The sequence below is a fragment of the Paenibacillus sp. 1-8 genome, assembly GCF_056316205.1.
On the sequence record NZ_CM149995.1, the window covers coordinates 714,323 to 733,517 of the forward strand.

25 protein-coding genes are annotated in these 19,195 nt (G+C 47.1%); 15 read left to right on the top strand and 10 right to left on the bottom strand.

Annotated elements, in window-relative coordinates; all coding sequences use genetic code 11:
• Positions 1-27 precede the first annotated feature (27 nt).
• Positions 28-816 (top strand): TrmB family transcriptional regulator, encoded by a 789-nt coding sequence (locus AC0WRU_RS03285; protein ID WP_476128550.1) that lies wholly within the window; start codon positions 28-30, stop codon positions 814-816.
• A gap of 8 nt (positions 817-824) precedes the next feature.
• Here AC0WRU_RS03285 and AC0WRU_RS03290 read toward each other — a convergent pair whose 3' ends face one another.
• Positions 825-1,457, bottom strand: a complete 633-nt coding sequence (locus AC0WRU_RS03290) for an NUDIX hydrolase (protein ID WP_476127201.1) — start codon at positions 1,455-1,457, stop codon at positions 825-827.
• 172 nt (positions 1,458-1,629) lie between these two features.
• Here AC0WRU_RS03290 and AC0WRU_RS03295 point away from each other — a divergent pair, with 172 nt between their 5' ends.
• Positions 1,630-1,923, top strand: coding sequence for a hypothetical protein (locus AC0WRU_RS03295; RefSeq protein ID WP_025682722.1), 294 nt, complete (start codon positions 1,630-1,632; stop codon positions 1,921-1,923).
• Between the two features lie 48 nt (positions 1,924-1,971).
• Positions 1,972-2,673, top strand: coding sequence for a histidine phosphatase family protein (locus tag AC0WRU_RS03300; protein WP_025682723.1), 702 nt, complete (start codon positions 1,972-1,974; stop codon positions 2,671-2,673).
• A gap of 107 nt (positions 2,674-2,780) precedes the next feature.
• On the opposite strand, the gene mscL is transcribed toward AC0WRU_RS03300, so the two are convergent.
• Entirely contained in the window at positions 2,781-3,275 is a 495-nt protein-coding gene (mscL, locus tag AC0WRU_RS03305; protein ID WP_476127202.1) for a large conductance mechanosensitive channel protein MscL, read from the bottom strand.
• 150 nt (positions 3,276-3,425) lie between these two features.
• Here mscL and AC0WRU_RS03310 point away from each other — a divergent pair, with 150 nt between their 5' ends.
• Together AC0WRU_RS03310 and AC0WRU_RS03315 are read left to right on the top strand one after the other, a co-directional pair.
• The gene (locus AC0WRU_RS03310) at positions 3,426-3,869 is read left to right on the top strand and encodes a carboxymuconolactone decarboxylase family protein (RefSeq protein ID WP_476127203.1); all 444 of its coding nucleotides are present in this window, start codon (positions 3,426-3,428) and stop codon (positions 3,867-3,869) included.
• Between the two features lie 19 nt (positions 3,870-3,888).
• Positions 3,889-4,818 (top strand): sigma-70 family RNA polymerase sigma factor, encoded by a 930-nt coding sequence (locus AC0WRU_RS03315; RefSeq protein WP_476127204.1) that lies wholly within the window; start codon positions 3,889-3,891, stop codon positions 4,816-4,818.
• Between the two features lie 88 nt (positions 4,819-4,906).
• Here AC0WRU_RS03315 and AC0WRU_RS03320 read toward each other — a convergent pair whose 3' ends face one another.
• Both AC0WRU_RS03320 and AC0WRU_RS03325 read right to left on the bottom strand, forming a co-directional pair.
• The gene (locus AC0WRU_RS03320) at positions 4,907-5,314 is read right to left on the bottom strand and encodes a hypothetical protein (protein ID WP_476127205.1); all 408 of its coding nucleotides are present in this window, start codon (positions 5,312-5,314) and stop codon (positions 4,907-4,909) included.
• Positions 5,315-5,354: 40 nt separating this feature from the next.
• On the bottom strand, positions 5,355-5,675 hold the full coding sequence (locus AC0WRU_RS03325) for a hypothetical protein (RefSeq protein ID WP_476127206.1): 321 nt from the start codon (positions 5,673-5,675) through the stop codon (positions 5,355-5,357).
• 137 nt (positions 5,676-5,812) lie between these two features.
• Here AC0WRU_RS03325 and AC0WRU_RS03330 point away from each other — a divergent pair, with 137 nt between their 5' ends.
• The gene (locus AC0WRU_RS03330) at positions 5,813-6,424 is read left to right on the top strand and encodes a hypothetical protein (protein WP_476127207.1); all 612 of its coding nucleotides are present in this window, start codon (positions 5,813-5,815) and stop codon (positions 6,422-6,424) included.
• A gap of 147 nt (positions 6,425-6,571) precedes the next feature.
• On the opposite strand, the gene AC0WRU_RS03335 is transcribed toward AC0WRU_RS03330, so the two are convergent.
• The 3 genes from AC0WRU_RS03335 to AC0WRU_RS03345 all read right to left on the bottom strand — a co-directional run bounded on the left by AC0WRU_RS03335 (position 6,572) and on the right by AC0WRU_RS03345 (position 8,770).
• Entirely contained in the window at positions 6,572-6,910 is a 339-nt protein-coding gene (locus AC0WRU_RS03335; RefSeq protein ID WP_025682727.1) for a DUF4870 domain-containing protein, read from the bottom strand.
• A gap of 378 nt (positions 6,911-7,288) precedes the next feature.
• Complete coding sequence (locus AC0WRU_RS03340) at positions 7,289-7,570, bottom strand: transposase (RefSeq protein ID WP_476127208.1); 282 nt, start codon at positions 7,568-7,570, stop codon at positions 7,289-7,291.
• A 30-nt stretch (positions 7,571-7,600) separates the two neighbouring features.
• Positions 7,601-8,770, bottom strand: a complete 1,170-nt coding sequence (locus tag AC0WRU_RS03345) for an MGDG synthase family glycosyltransferase (RefSeq protein WP_476127209.1) — start codon at positions 8,768-8,770, stop codon at positions 7,601-7,603.
• A gap of 419 nt (positions 8,771-9,189) precedes the next feature.
• On the opposite strand from AC0WRU_RS03345, the gene AC0WRU_RS03350 reads away from it, so the two are divergent.
• Both AC0WRU_RS03350 and map read left to right on the top strand, forming a co-directional pair.
• Positions 9,190-9,378 (top strand): hypothetical protein, encoded by a 189-nt coding sequence (locus AC0WRU_RS03350; protein ID WP_007428354.1) that lies wholly within the window; start codon positions 9,190-9,192, stop codon positions 9,376-9,378.
• A gap of 139 nt (positions 9,379-9,517) precedes the next feature.
• Positions 9,518-10,267, top strand: a complete 750-nt coding sequence (gene map, locus AC0WRU_RS03355; RefSeq protein ID WP_025682732.1) for a type I methionyl aminopeptidase — start codon at positions 9,518-9,520, stop codon at positions 10,265-10,267.
• A gap of 70 nt (positions 10,268-10,337) precedes the next feature.
• On the opposite strand, the gene AC0WRU_RS03360 is transcribed toward map, so the two are convergent.
• Entirely contained in the window at positions 10,338-11,624 is a 1,287-nt protein-coding gene (locus AC0WRU_RS03360) for a hypothetical protein (protein WP_476127210.1), read from the bottom strand.
• Positions 11,625-11,769: 145 nt separating this feature from the next.
• On the opposite strand from AC0WRU_RS03360, the gene AC0WRU_RS03365 reads away from it, so the two are divergent.
• The gene (locus AC0WRU_RS03365) at positions 11,770-12,279 is read left to right on the top strand and encodes an N-acetyltransferase family protein (RefSeq protein ID WP_476127211.1); all 510 of its coding nucleotides are present in this window, start codon (positions 11,770-11,772) and stop codon (positions 12,277-12,279) included.
• 116 nt (positions 12,280-12,395) lie between these two features.
• On the opposite strand, the gene AC0WRU_RS03370 is transcribed toward AC0WRU_RS03365, so the two are convergent.
• Positions 12,396-13,655: a DUF438 domain-containing protein gene (locus tag AC0WRU_RS03370; protein ID WP_476127213.1), complete on the bottom strand. Its 1,260-nt coding sequence runs from the start codon at positions 13,653-13,655 to the stop codon at positions 12,396-12,398.
• Positions 13,656-13,669: 14 nt separating this feature from the next.
• A complete protein-coding gene (locus tag AC0WRU_RS03375; protein ID WP_476127214.1) occupies positions 13,670-13,897 on the bottom strand; it encodes a DUF1858 domain-containing protein in 228 nt (75 codons plus the stop codon).
• 235 nt (positions 13,898-14,132) lie between these two features.
• Here AC0WRU_RS03375 and AC0WRU_RS03380 point away from each other — a divergent pair, with 235 nt between their 5' ends.
• From AC0WRU_RS03380 to AC0WRU_RS03405, 6 genes are all read left to right on the top strand, one after another.
• Entirely contained in the window at positions 14,133-14,852 is a 720-nt protein-coding gene (locus AC0WRU_RS03380) for a hypothetical protein (RefSeq protein ID WP_476127215.1), read from the top strand.
• A gap of 41 nt (positions 14,853-14,893) precedes the next feature.
• Positions 14,894-15,295: a GntR family transcriptional regulator gene (locus AC0WRU_RS03385; protein ID WP_025682738.1), complete on the top strand. Its 402-nt coding sequence runs from the start codon at positions 14,894-14,896 to the stop codon at positions 15,293-15,295.
• A 26-nt stretch (positions 15,296-15,321) separates the two neighbouring features.
• On the top strand, positions 15,322-16,230 hold the full coding sequence (locus AC0WRU_RS03390) for an ATP-binding cassette domain-containing protein (protein WP_049827284.1): 909 nt from the start codon (positions 15,322-15,324) through the stop codon (positions 16,228-16,230).
• The gene (locus AC0WRU_RS03395; protein ID WP_444954370.1) at positions 16,227-17,129 is read left to right on the top strand and encodes an ABC transporter ATP-binding protein; all 903 of its coding nucleotides are present in this window, start codon (positions 16,227-16,229) and stop codon (positions 17,127-17,129) included. The genes AC0WRU_RS03390 and AC0WRU_RS03395 overlap by 4 nt, the downstream gene beginning before the upstream one ends.
• Positions 17,122-18,450 (top strand): ABC transporter permease, encoded by a 1,329-nt coding sequence (locus AC0WRU_RS03400; protein WP_476127216.1) that lies wholly within the window; start codon positions 17,122-17,124, stop codon positions 18,448-18,450. Before AC0WRU_RS03395 ends, AC0WRU_RS03400 begins: the two co-directional genes overlap by 8 nt.
• A gap of 309 nt (positions 18,451-18,759) precedes the next feature.
• On the top strand, positions 18,760-19,161 hold the full coding sequence (locus AC0WRU_RS03405; protein ID WP_476127217.1) for a transposase: 402 nt from the start codon (positions 18,760-18,762) through the stop codon (positions 19,159-19,161).
• Positions 19,162-19,195 lie beyond the last annotated feature (34 nt).

Sequence of the window (19,195 nt, forward strand, 5' to 3'; positions counted from 1 at the left end):
CCGGGCAGCATAGGGGGAACAGAACATATGGAGCGTTTGCTGCATCATCTGCGGAATCTGGGATTTACGGAAATGGAAGCCAAGGTTATGGTCGAGCTATCGAGGCAAAATGCGGCCTCCGGCTATGAAGTCGCCAAGCGTCTGGGTGCATCACGCTCCAACGTATACGCAGCTTTGCAGCGTCTGGCCGGGCAGGGGTATCTCAGGGCGAGTGCGGGAGAACCTGTGCGTTACAGTATGCTACCGTCGGGTGAGCTGACCCGGATGATTGAAGGGCAGTTGCAGGAGTCCCTGCGTGCGGTTGAGAAGGAAATGCCCAGAGCAGAGCCGACCAAGCCGACCTTTTATAACGCGGAAGGCGACCGGAATGTGCTGGAAAGCCTGACACGTGAGCTGGAACGAGCGGAGCATGAGATTGTGCTGGATTTGTGGCGTGAGGAAGCTGAACTGCTGCGGACAGAGCTGGAAAAAGCCGAAAAACGGGGTGTACGTCTGCTATGGTCCTGCGATAACGGAGAAAGTGTGCTTGGACCGTGGCTGCCGCGTGCGTCTCAGGAGGCTGGACAGGAGCCGGCGGGACGCAAATTTTCTTTTGTCATTGATCGGCGCTGGTGCATGCTGGGCATGCGGGGAGAGAATTACCCGACACAGGCGCTCATTACCGAGCACCCGGTGATGACAGGACTGCTGCTGAATCATTTTGCCCAGGATCTGATTCTATATGAGCTGGAGCATGACATGGGCAGCGAGCTGTCGACCCGGTATGGCTGGCGGTATGAGGGCATTATCGGTAAATATATGTCGGCTGGAGAATAAAATAAGAATTATAAAGCAGGAAGTTCCATCAGAGCCTGGCATATAGATGTAATGTATCCGGCCTTATGAGGCACGAATTGATCCGATGTGATCAGGCGGCGATGCTGTTCGGGGTTCGGCCCCGAGGATATGCCATTGGCTTCGAGAAAAGGAATGCGTCCTTCAAAGAGGGCAAGTGCTTGTTCGAGGTCTGCATCGTACAGCCCGGCCACTTCTTCTTGCTGGAGACAATAGTTCTCCAATGGCTGGTTCGACAGTAAACCAAACACCGAGCTGACCTCGCGGTCCCAAAAAGATATGCCCTGTGCGGTTCCTTTGCTCTCATGCCGAACGGTCATCAGCGGTGTCAATGAGGCAAAAGGAACGTGAATGCCGAGTTCTTCCTCCAGCTCACGCGCTGCCTGAGATACATCTTCACCTGCCGTTAAATGGCCCGCTGCCGTAATATCGTAGTAGCCGGGGAAGGTGTCCTTCGTATCCTGGCGCTGTTGAAAGAGCAAGCGGCGGCCTGTTGAGGTGTCTCGTGCCAGCCAGCAGTGAAAGGTATGGTGCCAGTATCCCTTGGCGTGTGCATCTTGGCGGGCAGCTGTGCCAAGGGGCTTATCTTCATTGTCATAGATGTCCAGAAGCTCGCTAGTCATCGTGGTTCCTCCTCATTATAAGCAGATGTTAAAGGTCTATTTTACAGTATAACGTGTTTTCCGTCCTGACGATATGAAGGCGGTTATGGAATGTGAAATGGGGTTTGGGGTATGCTGGGAACATGGAGATTTACGCCATAAAATAGGTATAAGATCGAAAGGAGCGATTTTAATGGAATGTATCGTACATTTTCGGGTCATGCATCCGGAAGAGCCCAAGGAGCTGCGCGGACTGATTATGCTGGAAAGCGGAGGCAAGCCGGGTATCGAGCAAATCACGGATATGTTTAAAAATATGGGTTATGATGTCCGTCCGGACAATCCGGAGGAACTGATTTTCAAGCCAGTCGATGCCAGAGCGAATTATACATATATCCGGGTTATTGAGCTGGATACGGGTGAGGAAGTCTATCAGGAAGACCGGGATTTACGTGCGATCCTGGAAACCTTGCTGAATAAGCATTAAGGGATCAAGCTATCCTGTTGTCATTTCATAGGAACGGAGAAAAGAAATATGAGATTGTATATCATTCGGCACGCAGATCCTGATTATCCGAACAATACCATAACTCCGGAAGGGCACTTAGAGGCTCAGGCATTGGCCAAAAGGCTGTCCAGTCACGGACTGGACCGTATTTATGCTTCTCCTATGGGGCGTGCGCTGGATACGATGCGTTACACCGCCGAGTCTCTCGGGATGAATCATGAAGTAGAGCACTGGACGCAGGAGTTGGGCTTGAAGCTGGAGGAAACTCCCTACGGCCGTCTCTCTCATTGGGATTTACCCGGTGAAGTGATTCGCTCCGAGGTGCCTCTGCCAACTCATGACTCCTGGAAGGAGATTTCCTATTATCAGGGAACGCAAAGTCCTGAAACGTTCGAGCAGCTAAAGCTTCATTCCGATGAATTCTTGAAGCGTCAAGGCTTTGAGCGGGTTGGGGGTAAATATCGGATTTTGAAGCATACTGAGGACCGGGTGGCCGTATTTTGCCATGGCGGCTTCGGACTGACCTGGCTTGCCCATCTGTTGGAGCTGCCACTGGCCCTGGTCTGGTCCGGTTTCTGGATGCCGCCTAGCTCCGTAACCACGATCTTGTTTGATGAGCGTTCCAAGGAGTGGGCGACTCCCCGTTGCATCGGCTTCGGTGACGTCTCCCATCTATACGCAGAGGGCTTACCCGTCAGACCCCGCGGCATCATCACCAATTTTAGCTGATCAAGCCTTCAATACTATAATCAAAGCGGCTTAGACGTTGCATCGTCTAAGCCGCTTTTTGTAGTCATATGTGTGGTTCTTGACCGACGTTTCCCGGCTGCAACCAGTTAGCGTGCTTCTACGTACCCTTCCAGCTTGGAAGTGCAGTGTGCACAGCGGGTTGCAGCCTTGGGAATTTCCGACAGGCAGTGTGGGCACTCCTTGGTCGTTTTTTCCTGAGGGGGTTTTTCCTCCTCTTTACGCTTGAGCATATTAATCCCTTTGACCAGCAGGAATACGCAGAAGGCCACGATCATAAAGTCCAGCAGGACGTTAATGAACTGACCATAGGCAAGAACTGCGATTCCCGCTTCTTTGGCCTGTGCCAAAGTCATGCGTGTACCGTCAGCATTCAAAGGCTCGGCAGTTCTTAAAGCTACGTATAAGTCCGGAAAATTCATGCCGCCCAGAAGCTTACCAATCGGAGGCATAATAATATCGTTGACTACAGAAGTGACAATCTTGCCAAACGCTCCACCGATGATAACACCGACCGCGAGATCGATCACGTTACCCCGTACAGCGAATTCTTTAAACTCATTAATGAAACCTTTTCCGCTCATGTGAGTGCTCACCTACTTTTCATAAAATCATTTATTTATAATACATGCTATGCCAGTGGAGGGCAATTCCAAATTGATGTATTGCATGTTGTCACAAAATCACATGTTCACTTGTCTTCTAGGTGTAAACCAATAATGGAGGCGATGATCGTGAGTTTAAGATTGAATTACAGAGCAGTGAGTCCAAGTACGTTTAAGGCGATGATGGAGATGGAAAAATATATTTTCGGACGTTTTACAGACAAGGTGCTGTACGAACTACTGAAAATCAGAGTATCCCAGATCAATGGGTGTTCTTATTGTTTGGACATGCATGCCAAGGATCTATTGAAACTGGGGGATTATGGTGATCACATTTTGCAGTTGGCCCTATGGCGGGAAGTTCCTTTGTTCACGGAAAAAGAACGTGCTATGCTTGAATTAGCTGAAGCGGTTGCCCGCATTTCTGAACAAGGGGTATCTACGGATTTGTATAATCGGGTTAGAGAACATTTTAGTGAGGAAGAATATGTGGATTTAATTATGGCGGTTAACGTTATTAACAGTTGGAACCGGATTGCTATTGCGACGGGGATGTATCCGGGTAGTCTTTAATCGAACAGGAGGCCATACTTTGACTGGCAAAGAATACGGAATTGGACAAGAATCGGCAGCGTTAAGTCTGGAGGAGCTATATCAAAGATATCGTAAATATTCTTTTGCCATTGCTTATCGAATGCTTGGGACGGTGACGGATGCCGAGGATGTAGTTCAAGACTGCTTTGTCGAGTTGAAGAAAAAGCCCCTGGATGACTTACAGAATCCCAAAGCCTATGTAGCCAAAATGACGATGAATCGGTGTCTGAATCTGCTGAATTCTGCCCGTAAGCAAAGGGAGACGTATGTTGGACAGTGGCTGCCGGAGCCGCTTGGTGAGAGCTCAGATCTTCCAGCGGATTGGTTGGAGCGTAAAGATATGATATCTTACGCTTTTCTGGTTCTGCTGGAGCAGCTCAAGCCGATGGAACGGGCTGTTTTTGTACTCAGGGAAGCTTTTCAATATGATTATAAAGAGATCGCGGAATTACTGGGAAAGACAGAGAGTAACTGCCGTCAACTGTTCAGTCGCTCCCGCCGTCTTCTCGCCTCCGAGGAATCTGCCCATACCGGTCCGGTAAGCAGCAATATAATGAGTCCTTCCAGAATAAAGGTACTGGAACTTTTTACAGCCGCCTTTCTCGCCTACGATGTGACTGCTATGCTAGAGCTACTAGCTGAACAGCCCGCATTTGTGGCAGATGGCGGAGGCAATGTGCATACGGTGATGAGACCCATGGTCGTGCGCAAAGGCGTTCTCGCCCTGCTGACCTCTCGCCGGGTATTAACCGTACTACGGGAGAGAGAGCTGGTCCGCGCCGTCATCAATGGTGAGGTACAGCTCGTATTCCTGAAGGAAGGCACAGTGAGGGAGGTCTTATGCATCAGTCTGACACCGGACGGGGAGCATATTCAGGATTTTTACTTAATGATCAATCCGGACAAGCTGAGGCATATTCGTGTATGAGCAGAAAAAGCCGACAAGCTATGTAGTCTGTGGCTATTATAATTTCAATAAAAAGGATCTGCCCGCTAAATAATGGCAGATCCTTTTGCTAATTAGTGGACAAATGATCTTCTGCATCAGTAAGTAAGAATGTCGATAGGTCTTTAAACATGGATTGTCTTTCAAGACTGATTAGCAGGTACTTTGCATTAACATGTTCAGGCATAATTTGATCTGTATATTCCTTGAATTCGTTAAAAGTGGGTGGATTTTCTGAAAATAAACTTTCTTTAGAGATATTAAAATGTTTGAGCTTGCTCGTTAATTTCTTGATCATCTCGCTATTTTCATTAATATATTCTCTTAAATCTGACTTCATTCTATGATTTAAAACAATTAGAATGTCATTTATTATGCTAGATTGTTCTTCATGAATATCATGATCAAGTAAATACATAAAATAGGGATATGTATCCCCATCAATAAACATTTTCATCAATTTTATTTGGTATTTCAATAATTGAATCATCTCATCTGTATTTTTCAGGAGATATCACCTATTCTTTAATGGATTGTTGAAGGACATATTTGGCTTCTTTTGAGCTTACGCCTAAAAAGTCCAAAAGATCATCGAGGGCTTTACCTCCATGTCTAAGTGCAAAAACAAGGGCATCCTTCTTTAGCCCCTGTGTTTCTATAGTTCCTTGAGTAGATTGAGGGTTGTTGTCAATTACATTAGTCAAGGGTACAGTGCTAGTGACTTTGGATTGCGGAGTCTCTTCTTTTTCTGAGGCGAAAGCGTATGTAGGAGCTAAAGTAGAGAAACCAATTGCGACAGTTAGTATAGTTTTAAATAACTTGTTTTTGATTGGATTCATTTTTACTCTCCTTTTGCTCATTCTTTATCTACAGATAATATATTATTTTAAAATATGGTTATTGTAAATATATCCATGTAAAAATTATTCATATTTATTTATCTATTCTCAATTTATTGATTGAATCTAGAAAGAAGATGGAATATGAGCCTTTACAAACGGAACGTCATTTAGTTGTTTATTACGGTTATAGTTTTCTTATGCCATCTGTATCTCTGGAAAATCAGGGAAAGTACCAAAAAGCATTAGATCTTATTGCTAATTACGCTGATCTAAGCTGGTTTGAAAATTTAGGTGAAGTGGGAGAAAAAGAGGTTGCTAAATTTACCATGTGGGCTGAGGCAAACCGTTACACTCTTCATTTGTTGTTAGGAAACGCTGAAATACTACCTTCATATACTTCCTTTCTTAAGGATAAACACATACAAGAGATTTTACCGGGTTTAATAACCATTGTAGATGCAGCTAATAAACACCAAATTTCCATAGATGACGTGTTATTAGAATTTTCAGATGAAATTCAATTATTAAAAGATCGTGAATATCTAAGAAGCGAGTATTATGAAGAACGCTTTAACCTGAGTAGATGCTCAGATCTCTGCTATCAATTAGCATTATATTACTTTAATAATGGGAGCAAAGAAGCTGCAATTAACAATGTTTTAAAAAGTATGGAAATCAAAAAAATTATAAAACAAAGAGTGGAATGTCAAGAAGTCTTGGTTATGGTTCAGGGGCTGGTTGAATGAAGTAGCTTGTCCTAAGCTATTTAATAGTTGTTTTTAAATGAAACAGCCGAAATCTGGACTTATCCGAGACACGGCTGTTTGTGTTACGTGGTTCGTGTGATGAAGGGGTTATGCAAACAATTTGTAAAAGGTATTACTTGGTTTCTCTCACAACTGCCGGGCTTGATGGAGGGCCAGATCGCCCACCCAGGGAAGCTTGAGCCACTTGCCTTGTCCAGCATGAATGATCAGGACGATCCATAAGGCGATGCCTGCCAGCGTCAGCAGGGAAGCGAGCAGCGGGCCGAGTAGCGGAATGAGTCCTGCAAGCACATGCCCGATCATGAGGGCTACGAACAGAAAAATAGATTGCAGCGCGTGAAACAGGACGAATCTGCTTTTCTTTTCCAGCAACACAAAGGCCAGTGCACCAATGAAGGCAAACAGGTAGCACAGGACAGCCGCTATATTTTCATCCATTCCTGTGGAAGACTTATAGACTGACATGTAAGGCGAATCCCCCTTTATAAGTTTTTCATACACAAGCTCCGTACTATACAGGGTATGAGGACAGGAATTAAGGTTATGCCAAACTTCGGTAGAAAAAGTTCAAGCCGAGCATGTGAATAAAAACACGAAAAAAGCTGAACGAGTAGGTTTCGCTCAGCCCTTTTCAACGTTATACACAGTTTTTGCACATGTTGTACGTAATTTATCCACTGATTCATAATATTTATCCACAAAACAAACAGTTGTTATACACAATTTGTGCACAAGTTGTAGACAACATAGAATATACCCACGCTTTATGCACAAGTTGTGCACAATATATCAACAGGATATACTTATCTGTGGATATTTCATTCAGATCCTTTCTTCCCCGTGTTAACGATCTCCGCGTTGTAAACGACGGCGTGGATGTGTAATTTTACCCTTTTTATCCTCGTCATCCTTTTTGGGGACAAGTCGTTCATCGGTACGTCCGTCATGATGATTGTCAAAGGCGTATTCGGTCATTTTCCACTCGGAATCGCCTAAAACAACATCAGAGGGAAAATGCTGTCCCCGATGTAAATGCTGCTCATGTCCGTCCTCATCGACATAAATACCGCCTACTTCTACCTTCTCACCCGTTAGCGGGAGCAAATCCTTTCCTTTGCGTTCCATTGGTATCCCCTCCGTCTGGCTTATTCTTCGTTAATTTGTCCGTATGGAAGGGGTTTTATCCACAAGCTGGTGCAAAATATCCTCGGCAATTCGGTCTGCCGGATGAGGTTTGCGCAGTTGCTCAATCGATTGTTTCATTCCTATAGCGAGAGAGGGATTGGAGATCAGGTCGACGCAAAGTTGAATTAGCTCTTGCGTATTACGGGCAATGCGAGCGGCTCCTTTTTGCTCCAGATACAGGGCGTTATTCAGCTCCTGACCGGGTACAGGCTTGAACACAAGGATGGGTAATCCAGAGGCGATGCTTTCCGAGAGTGTGATGCCGCCGGGCTTGGTAATGACCATATCGCTTGCACGCATGAGTGCGGGAACATAGTCGATGAATCCAAAGATGCGGATACCGGGATGATCTGCATACAGCGCATCCAACTCGGCTTTTAGCTGCGGATTACGTCCGCAGACGATCAGTAGCCGCAGCTGCGGGAGACAGCTTAATTGCCGACAAATGTCCAATATGCCGGACATTACGCCATAGGCACCTGCCATGATAAGCAGTGTTGTAGTTCCCGGATCTGACGGAGGAATTGGATAATCCTCAACCACATCAGCATCTTCTGGATCAGTATCTTCGGCAAACCTTTTATAAAACGAAGCATGAATCGGAATCCCTGTGGCGACAATCCGTTCGGGAGGGATTCCCCGCTGTGCGGCTTCCTGTTGTATATCCTCGGTTGCCACATAGTAGCGATCGATATCAGGATGCAGCCAGCGCCCGTGCAGGTCAAAGTCTGTAACCACGTTCACAATGGGCAGCTTCAACCCCAATTTGCGACGTAACGCCGGGAGAGCGAGCTGCGGGAACGTATGTATGACAAGTTCAGGCATCTCCTTTTCCAGAGTGAGCGCGAGCTGGCGCATCCCAAAGGAATGCAACACACTGCCAAAGGCCGATTTTGCCTGCATTCCACGGGTTATGTTATAGACCCAACCGTAAAGCTCGGGAATGGTTTTGAAGCTTTGCATATAGACAAATTTGGTTAAACCGTTCAACCAGGGATGGGATTCAGCCATCAGGTCGAGTAACTGAACCTCGCAGCGTCCGAGCCTTCGCAAACTGTCCATAATCGCCCGGGCGGCCTGCACATGGCCTTCTCCGTAGCTGGCATACAATATTAAAATTTTTGGTGCTGCGGCTTCCATTATGTCTAGCCCCCTATTATTCAATAAGCACATGTAGCTCATTTCAGGAACATTCCCATCCATTCTCCTTGTATTTTATTTATTTTACCCCAAACACATACACTCCAAAAGCCGATAAATAGAGTATACTGTCCTGCACCAGTCAAAAGGGATATCCAGATATGACGTGTAACGTAAAATTTGGGTAAAATATATGTAAAATTGCTGGAAAGCTGAAAGCTGTACCTGAATATGTTATAATGGGGAAGTGATTCAGCCAATAGAAATTCGGTTAATAATAGTGTCAGGTACATGCCTTACATAAGGCATTCCCGACCTAAGCTGCATTAGACATACTACTTCACTGCATAAGGACATCAATACTTTTCGGCATTCTCTTCAACGGAGCACTTATTTTCAACGTTTTGGGAGGGAGTTACATGGCAACGAAAGGTCACAATGAAGTTAAGGAAAGTCTGCGGGAAATGACTCGAATTTTCCGGCCTAAGGATCCCAAAAAATTTGTAAAGGAATATGTGCGAAAATACCGGATTACAGGAGGGTATGAGGAAGAGTTGACCATGGTGGTGGAAAACGAACTCGGTCGCATAAATTCTTCAGTATCTTAAAGGGTTCAATGACCCGCAAAACATAGGAATACGACTTTTATAAACCGTCTATCCACAGAGGAGACGGTTTTTTTGTGTCCGCTCTGCATACAATGGGATAGATTTAGTGAAATTGTATGAGTAAAGGAGGCGGATTCCACTGGAGATAGCCATACGGACACCGGAGGAAATCGGCTATATGAGGGAGGCCGGACGTATTTTGGCAGATTGCCATCGTGCGTTGGAGAGCCGTATCCTTCCGGGAATGACCACGCTGGAAATTGATGCGTGGGTAGAGCAATTTTTGAGCAAGCGCGGAGCTACGCCTGAGCAAAAAGGCTATAAGGGCTTTCCTTATGCCACCTGTGCTTCGGTCAACGAGGTGGTATGCCACGGCTTTCCCTCGGAGCGGATACTTCATGACGGGGACATTGTGACCATCGACATTGTCGTCAATAAGGACGGCTGGCTGGCCGACCGGGGCTGGACCTATGCAGTAGGTAACGTCAGTCGCCCAGTAGCGAGGCTGCTACGGCAAACGCATAAGGCACTGGTGCGCGGAATCGAAGTCACCCGTCCGGGCAGGACGCTGGGGGACATTGGGCACGCCGTGGAAAAAGCGGCAGGCTGGCGGCGGTACGGCATCGTGAAGCCCTTGATCGGGCACGGTATTGGTCGTCAGATGCACGAGCCGCCGGATGTTTTGCACTATGGCCGTGCCGGGACGGGGTTACCGCTGCGCGAAGGGATGGTGATTACCATCGAGCCGGTATTTACCCTCGGAACGGAGGGGGCTGTATTGTGGGGGGATGATGGCTGGACCATCACCTCGGCGGACGGCAGTTGGGGCGCACAATATGAGCACACGATTGCGATCACGAAGAACGGCCCGTACATTTTGACCGCATAAAGATCGGTACAGCCATAGGGAGTCCAATTTGCCTGGCATGGGCAAGGGGCTCTCTTGGCAGGCTTTTTATTCAGGATGACACGTTCATCGTGTTCAGAGAGATTTTCCGGTATAGCCACAGATAGATACCTAATTCGACGGGTGAGGAAACAGCCATAACGATTCCTGCCACCTGTCCGTCCAGTCCCGGAAAAAAGGAGATGCATAAAATGAGCGCGAGAATCGCAAAAGAAACGGAGAACAGCCTGCCGATGAAAATAGGTTTGGTATTGCCGATCAATATCGACCGTCCGATGAAATATTCTACCCATGGATAAAATGCAACATAGATTGAAAGTATGCGAAGCAATCCTCTCGTTTCCACCAGTAGCTCCCCTTCCAGTCCCAACACATTCCGTAAAATAGGGTCACCTGCAAATTCAAAGGACAGCAGCAGCAATAATAACGGCGACAGTGCGGACAGAACGCTCAAAAATATCAGCACCTCCCGACGCTTGCTCGTATAGAATTGAATGACGATCTGATGCAGGGAACTGCAAAACCAGACGAACAGATTCAGGATTTGCAGAGCCACAGAGAAGGAGGCTACGGCCAATAATGGATCGGTTGTATTGTTCAGCGCAGCCTGTATGGACGGATTCAGAACAACCAGCACCAGCGCCGAATATAGCAAGGGGAGATAAAAAGGAAGCAGATGGCTTGCACGGTGGATGGTTTGCTCGCCGTTGTCGGGCGGCAGCTTTTTTTTCAAAACGCGGCCTTCCAAAAAGGTAACGACCAGTTCAATGAAGATACCTGCAATAAAGATGGCAGCACCAATACGTCCGTCATTCGTCCAGCCTGCACGAATTAGAAACCAGGATGCGATTAGCATCGCGACAATACGAATGGACGAGCTGAACGTCATCCAGGCCGTTCGGTGCTTGTTAATAATAAGCCCCTGATAGATGTTGCGGACGGCTACTAATATGTACAGTAAAGTAAGCACCTGAAACACACTCTTGGTGGGTTCGATCAATGCCGGAGATACGCCAAATACATATTGAAAGACCAGATTTCCAGCAGGTGTAAGACCAATACTCCAGCCGATAACCAGTACAGCCGCCGCTACACACGCACATAAAATACCGATGGAACGAACAGATTTGCGGTCATATCCGAATTTCGTGGTCATCTGTCGTACGGCAGTTAACGGAGTTTCCAGCAGCAGGCACAGGCTGACTGCCACCGCATAGCTACTCAATGTGAACGAAGGATGCTCCGAGCGTGCGAGCACGGCATTGACGATGACATGAGTCAGCGCCGCAATCAATGATGAGATGCCAAGCGGAACGTAGAATGAAATGATTTTATTCAAGTCAAATCCTCCAGTAATGAATGATGAGCAAAGAGATTGCCATTGCATCGAGCTTCCATAAACAATGGTAATTCTTATTATAGATCAAGACTGGGCTCGTCGGTATAATAGAAAGCATAATATTGGAAATGGAAGTGGGGCCAACATGATGATCAGAGAAGCGACGATATCAGATGCGGCAGGCATCGCCAAGGTGCATGTGGATTGCTGGAGAACCACCTACAAAAATATCATACCCGCAGAGGTTCTGGAACGACTTTCCTACGAGCAAAGAACAGAGTTGTGGAAATCGAATATATCCAGTGAAGATGATCATCAGGTATATGTGGTTGAAAATGAGAAGGGGGAAATCAGCGGATTTGTGAGTGGAGGGTCGGAAAAGTCAGGTGAATATCCCCCGTATGAGGGAGAGGTAACTGCTATTTATGTGTTAAAAGAATACCATAGTCTAGGATGGGGAAAGCAATTATTCATGCGTCTTCTTCAATATTTAAGCAGTATGAACATTCACTCTGTCATCGTCTGGGTGTTAGCAGATAATCCGGCTCGCTATTTTTATGAGCAACTGGGAGCCAAGCTTGTAGTAGAGCAGCATCTTATAAAAATGGGTGAGAAAAACCTGAACATGGTGGCTTACGGGCGGGAAAATAAATAGCGGACTGTACAAATGGAAAGGAGTCTTTCTCTACATGTAAAGTGGAGGAAGACTCCTTTGATGTTAGCTGGAGGCGACAGGAATACGGCGAGCAATCTTTTTGTAGCGGATAATGATTACTCGGATAAAATCCGTTTTTGTCCTTCCAGGGCACGAATAGGCGCGATATTTTGTGTGAATTCCAGTGTCCCTAGGTAGCGTCCCTCTGAATCGCGGATTGCAAAGTAGCGAATATAGACGAATTTATCCTTTATCGGTATCCAAAAATCCTCAGCATCCTTGCGCCCGGCTTTAAAATCCTCCAGCAGCTTCTCGACGACATGCACGCTTTGTGGCGGATGGCAATTCTGTACGGTACGACCAATGACGGCCTTCGTGCGGGCGAAGACCCGTTCCTTACCATGGGAGAAATAACGAACAACATCATTTTCATCTATAAAGGTCAGATCGACGGGCAGATGATTCAACAGCAGTTCCAATTGTTGCACAGACACAATCCCCGTCTCGAATCGCACAAAGCCTTGGGGAGTTCCTGATGTTCCTTCCTGTTGCTCATCCATTTCCACAGGCTCCTCTGCCCGCTCAGGTATCCATTCCCGCTCGGGAGCGGTCAGGCAGAATCCGATTTCCTCGCTTTCCCGGGCTATTTTCAGCCACTCATCCTCTGTCAGTTTATCCAGCGCCATCGGCAGCAAAATATTCTCTTCCTTGAATATCATTTCGTTCACTTCGCTCATGATATGGGCAAGCGCCTTCCCAATCTGTTCACGATCTCCGTTATATTCGGCGAGCAGACTCTTCGCCTCCTTGATCGCGGCACGAATGCTGTCGTCCACACCCCACATGACCTTGGTTGGACCAAAAATCCCATAGCGTTCTAGATAAGGAAAGACCAAATTTTCTTTGCGGCTATAGTGCTTATCGAGATCGAGCAGCAGACTTAAATCTTCCAGTAGCTTGTAGATGATTTTGGGACTGTCATCCCTTTGAAATTGGTCCGCGTGCAATGACAATTGAAAGTTGACTAGTCGTTCGATCTCCCGATTTTCCAGCTTGAAGGTATGAACGGGATGTCCCGGTTGTTCCTCCGGTCTTGAAGGACGATGAATATCCTCAATGGAACCCTTGAATATCGATGTATGCACGGAACAAAGACGCTGCACTTCCGATACGGGAATTCCCTCCTCGGTCATCAATGCATGCTCCATAGCCGAAATTTCCGCCACGCTTACTCCGCCAACAGCCTCTGCAAAACGGGCTTTGACTTCCTCCACGCTTTTCCCGGCATGTAATTCTTTTATAATTTCCTTTAATATTTGCTGACGTTCTGTGAATTCCTGTGCTGTATGTTCGCGGTTGTTAATTAGCTCGCTCATGATGGTTAGCTCCTTTATGTTTGAATAGTAAAACCATGCTGCAAAAATGTCCGTTGCACGGTTTCCATAGCTACTTTTTTCAATGCAATACCTTTGGACAGTGTCATGAAACTACCTGCGGTTTGTAACATGCCAGGCTTGGCGATATCGTGAAAACCCAGTTCTACCATAATGTCCTTCACTTCGGGATAACGGTTAACAAGGTTGAATATTGACTCATCCCAGTGCAGTATCTTATCCATTTGTTCATCCCCTAGATTGAGAACGTTTATCATTTACAGAGTAGCATAGGTCCTGACGAGCTTTTGTGATTGTACGCACAATTTACATTCAGGTGTTGACAGTTGTAATTCACAGTTTATATACTGTGTATAAAGATATATACAGTAATAACACTGATTATTGTAATAATAACTTCGTATGAAGAGAGAACGAGGTCGTCATTACAGGCAGTGCAGAAGGGATCAGGATAAGAAAATGACAATCATCAAGCAGGCATGGAAGATTACCCGGCAGGATTTTCGCAACAATCCATATGTCATGCTGTGGACATTGCTGTTTATTGCGTATTTGGGATTTACCATGAGTTTTGCTGTAAGTGTGCAATGGGGTGAACGTGGAGACTTGAGTCCAGCAGCCGATTTTATCATGCTGGTGTTGATTCCGTTTCTCGGATTCATTTATAACCGCCGTGCCTTTAAATATCTTCAGGAAGATTCCTATACGCATATGCTAGCCTTTTTCCGCACCTTGCCTATACCGATGAATGCGGTGATTATGAGTCGAATTCAACAGGCGCTTTTGGCGTTTGTTGCGAATAGTGTGATATTTTTTACTCTCTTGTTTACGTTGTCAGCTACGTTTCGGGTATATGCCGGTACAGGTTTCTTTGTATCGTTTGCACTTACCTGGATAGGCTACGGAATGCTGATTCAAGCCATTTATATTCATTTGGAATTTCTGAAAAAAGGAAAAGCCTACTTTTGGCTATCCATTGTCATCATGCTAATTTGTGGGATAGTTACGATTATAGTTCGAGTATGTGGGGCCAATCTGGTATTGATAACGGCATTTTACAGCAGGGAATGGCAGCTGTTGTCTCCGGTAATGTGGGGAGCGCTGCTGGCAGGAGCTCTGGGCATGTGGGTGTCCTATCGGGCGACACAGCGTAAGCTCATGAAACGGGATTTAGCTTAGCAGTATGTGTATAAAGATAACTATAAAGGGGGGAGAAGCAGGTGAATATACCAGTGCAAATTGATGAGAATAGCGCGGAACCGCTGTATGCGCAGATTGAAAAGCAGCTTCGTTCACTCATCGTAACGGGACAGATTGCAGCGGGAACGCTGCTTCCCTCCATTCGCGAGTTTGCGGGGACGCTCCGCTGCAGCGTCATCACCGTCCGGCGGGTCTATCAGGATTTGGAGAACGAGGGCTTGCTTCGTACCCGACAGGGGACGGGCACCTTCGTAGCTCTGGTCGAGGACGATAAGCGCTCAGGTTACCGCCTTAAAGCAGTGACCGAGGCGTTGGAAACGGCGATTGACACAGGCATCGCTGTGCAGATGACAGAACAAGAATTGTTGGAGCTTTTCGCAGACATGGTGAAAAGAAGGTATGAAGTCCAAGTGAAGGAGTGACGCCCGTGGAAACACCGATTATTGAGATGAGCCAAGTCTATAAAACCCGAGGTAACCGGGAAATTGGACCGATTAATCTAACCATTGAACCGGGATATGTGGTCGCTTTGGCTGGACATAACGGATCAGGGAAAAGTACATTGATTCATCTGCTGACTCAGCTTATTCACCCGGATTCCGGTGAAATTCGTTGGTTCGGTCAAGCGTATCCGGACGGTATGCCGGCAGATACGCGACAATGGGTTGGGTATATGCCGGAGCAGCCGACTCGTGAGGAAGATCGATTAACGGCAGAAGCAGCAGCGGCTTTTCGAGCCTTGTGGTATCCCGGCTGGGATGAAACACGCTTTCAGCGTCTAATGGAACGATTCCAGGTCCCTCAGCATACGAAATTATCGCGTATGTCCAAGGGGGAGCGCCGTAAGTTTGAGCTGGCTGCTGCCTTGGCGCCTCACCCTCGTTTGTTGCTGCTGGATGAGCCTTCGTCGGGTTTAGACCCTTTTGCCTGGAAGATCATGCTGGAGGAGCTGCGGGATTGTATGGAGAACGGCAAAACGACGGTCATTATTGCGACTCATATCATCGACGAGATCAAGCGTTTGGCGGATTATATTGTCCTGATGCATGATGGCAGGCTGCTCGGCAAGCTGGAAAAAGACCATTTGCTCGAAAATAGCAAGGAAATGTGGTTTGAAGGCACGCCAGAGGAGGCATCGGAACTTCCGGGTGTTGTAGAGACGGAGAGCGAAGGCGGATTGCAGCGAATTGTAACGTTAGCAGCGGGAGAAACCAGCGCTATATTGGAGCAAGCGGGCATTCGTCCCATCCGTGTGCGGCGTTTGGAGCTGGATGATATTTTACTACATTGGTCTGCGGGACAGCTATCAGATGATGCAGAGACATACATGCAGAAGAGAGGGGCAGAGCAATCATGAGTATACTGCAATTGGAAGAGGTCGTGAAGCAATATGGGAACCATACGGCAGTAAACGGAATTTCGCTGAATGTGAACGCTGGGGAGATTTACGGACTGCTGGGAGGCAATGGAGCAGGCAAAACGACAACGATGCGCATGGTGCTTGGCCTGATTTACCCTGACGGGGGAAGCATTCAATATGAGGGCAAGCCCTACAGCAAGGAGCTTCAGCGGACGATGGGCTATTTGCCCGAGGAGCGCGGGTTGTACCCCAAGGTGAAGGTGAGTGAGCAAATCAACTATTTGGGTAGGCTGCGCGGAATGTCGGCCAAGGAGGCGGACAAAAGTCTACGTTACTGGCTGGAGCGCTTTGGAGTGCCTGAATATTACGATAAGCGGATTGAGGAGCTATCCAAGGGGAATCAGCAGAAAATGGGTTTTATTGCTGCCGTTGTGCATCGCCCGACGCTGCTCATTTTGGATGAGGCCTTCAGCGGGCTTGATCCGGTGAACGTCGAGCTGCTTAAGGAGACAGTAAAGGAGCTGCGGGACGATGGAGCTGCGATTTTATTCTCGACCCACCGCATGGAGCATGTGGAGGAACTGTGTCGCCATATTACGATTTTGCATCGTTCAAATACAGTTGTGCAGGGAAGTGTGCAGGAGATTAAGGGCCGTTACCCACGCGAAAAAGTTCGTCTCATCACTACAGGTGAAGTGAACGGACTGGAACAGCTGCCCGGCGTGCGCCGTGTAGAGCCTATGGATCGCGGCTGGATGCTGCATATTGAGCAGCCGGATGCGGCAAAGTTGATTTTACAAACGGCGTTGGGGCAAACGGATGTGGAGCATTTTGAGATTAAGGAACCTACGCTGAACGAGATTTTCATAAGAGAGGTGGGTGATTCCCATGAATAGACTGGGGACGGTGATCGGCTTTACGTTTCGTCAGAAGGCGAGAACCAAATCTTTTATCATTACGACGCTGGTACTGGCCTTGCTTATTACTCTTGGCATGAATCTGCCGTATTTGATTTCTTTGTTTAAGGGAGAAGGGGCAGGTGGTGCAGGAGGCTCCGGGAAATCCGCAGCCGAGCAACATCGACTGGCACTGATTGCCGGGAATCGAACAGAGATTGCGGATCAACTGGAGAGATTCACCAAAGAGCAGTCCAACCCGGCAGCCAGTTGGGTACGTTATGACAACGTACAAACGCCGGCAATGCAGCAAGCATTAAAAGACGGGGAGCTGCAAGGCTATGTGGAGTTTGCGCGGCCTACCGCAGCGGGAGATACTTTTCCCAAGGTAGAGTACGTATCTGTTGAAAAAGAGCCGTCCCCGGCTGTAATCACATTGCTGCAAACGGGGCTTCAGGAGGCAAAGGTCAAGGCTATGATCGGTGTGAATACCTTGACCAGCGATCAAATTCGTGAAATAAGCACACCTGTAATGGTGGATAGCAGGGAAGTAGACAGTCCGTCTGAGACAGGGGGAGCTGTGGGGACAAAGGAAAAAGCGACCTCTATGATTAACTATGGTTTAGTCTATGTACTGATGATTTTATTCTTCACCTCCTCCATGATGACGGGGAATATGATTGCTTCAGAGGTGACATCGGAAAAAAGCTCACGTATCATGGAGATTCTCATCACAAGCGTTTCACCGTTGACCCAGATGTTCGGGAAAATTATTGGCATCTTCCTGGTCGGCCTGCTGCAAATTGCTGCTTTTGCAGCCGTTGTATGTGCCAACCTTATGCTGCCGCATAACAACGTTATCCTCAGCTCGGCCGGGCTGGATCTGTCGCAACTGAATATCGCAGTGCTGGGCTATGGTCTGGTATTTTACATCCTCGGCTACTTTCTGTACGCGGTATTGTTCGCCGCTGTCGGCTCTATTGTTAGCCGTACGGAAGAGTTGGGACAGGCGATCATGCCGATTACCGTGCTGTCACTAGCAGCCTTTTATATCGGTATCTTCAATATCGCCGCACCTGATACGATTTTCGTCAAGGTCGCCGGTTACATTCCGTTCTTTTCTCCGACCGTTATGTTGTTACGAATCGGGCTGGAACGGGCGAGCCTAATGGAAATCTGGCTGTCACTTGGTATTCTGGTCGCCTCCATTTTGTTGTTCGGTTGGCTGGCCGCCAAGATCTACCGTACTGGCGTCTTAATGTACGGCAAACGTCCTTCGTTCAAAGAGCTAAGAAAGGCTATGAAGGCCTACAAGATTTAGTTTTTAAAATTTTTGTGATTTTGTGTGGTGTCCGAATAAATGAACGTAGAGATATGACGAACCAAAACAATCAAAATATGCTTATGTTGTTACTGCGGTACTACTGATTGTGTTTGGGATGCCGTGAGTATAACAGGTAATTTCTTCGAATGGGTGGGTTCAATTGCGAACCTACCTTTTTTCATTGAACACAGCTTTGGTGCTTTCTGTAAACAAAATCACTAATCTATCCTATACATACATAAACCTGGGTGAAGTCCTCGACGATCCTCGACGATCCCTCCTACACACTGGTTCAAGATCGCGCCTATGGTAAAATCGAGCGTTTGGATCGTTGTGGTGGTTTTTGAGGATGGGCACGGTCATGACATCCGCGTGGTGACGAATCTCATGCACATCACAGCTGAAGAAATAGCTTTGATGTATAAAGCTCGTTGGCAGATTGAACTGTTTTTTCGCTGGATCAAGCAACATTTGAACATTCCAACGCTGTTTGGAACCACCGAAAATGCGGTGTATGGACCGTTGTTCTCAGCGCTTATCGTATACGTACTGTTAAAAACAATGTATGATCGCGTAGGCCTTCGTGTTCCCAAGCATGAAGCACTGGAGTTTGTTCATTTTGCGCGCCTGCTCTTGCTAAATAAGCTTTCTGCTCATTGGAGATACCTTCTATGTACCTTGAATATGAAGGATATCTTTCATTCCTAGATTCCAATAATTAGTTAATCAACAGGCCTGGTAT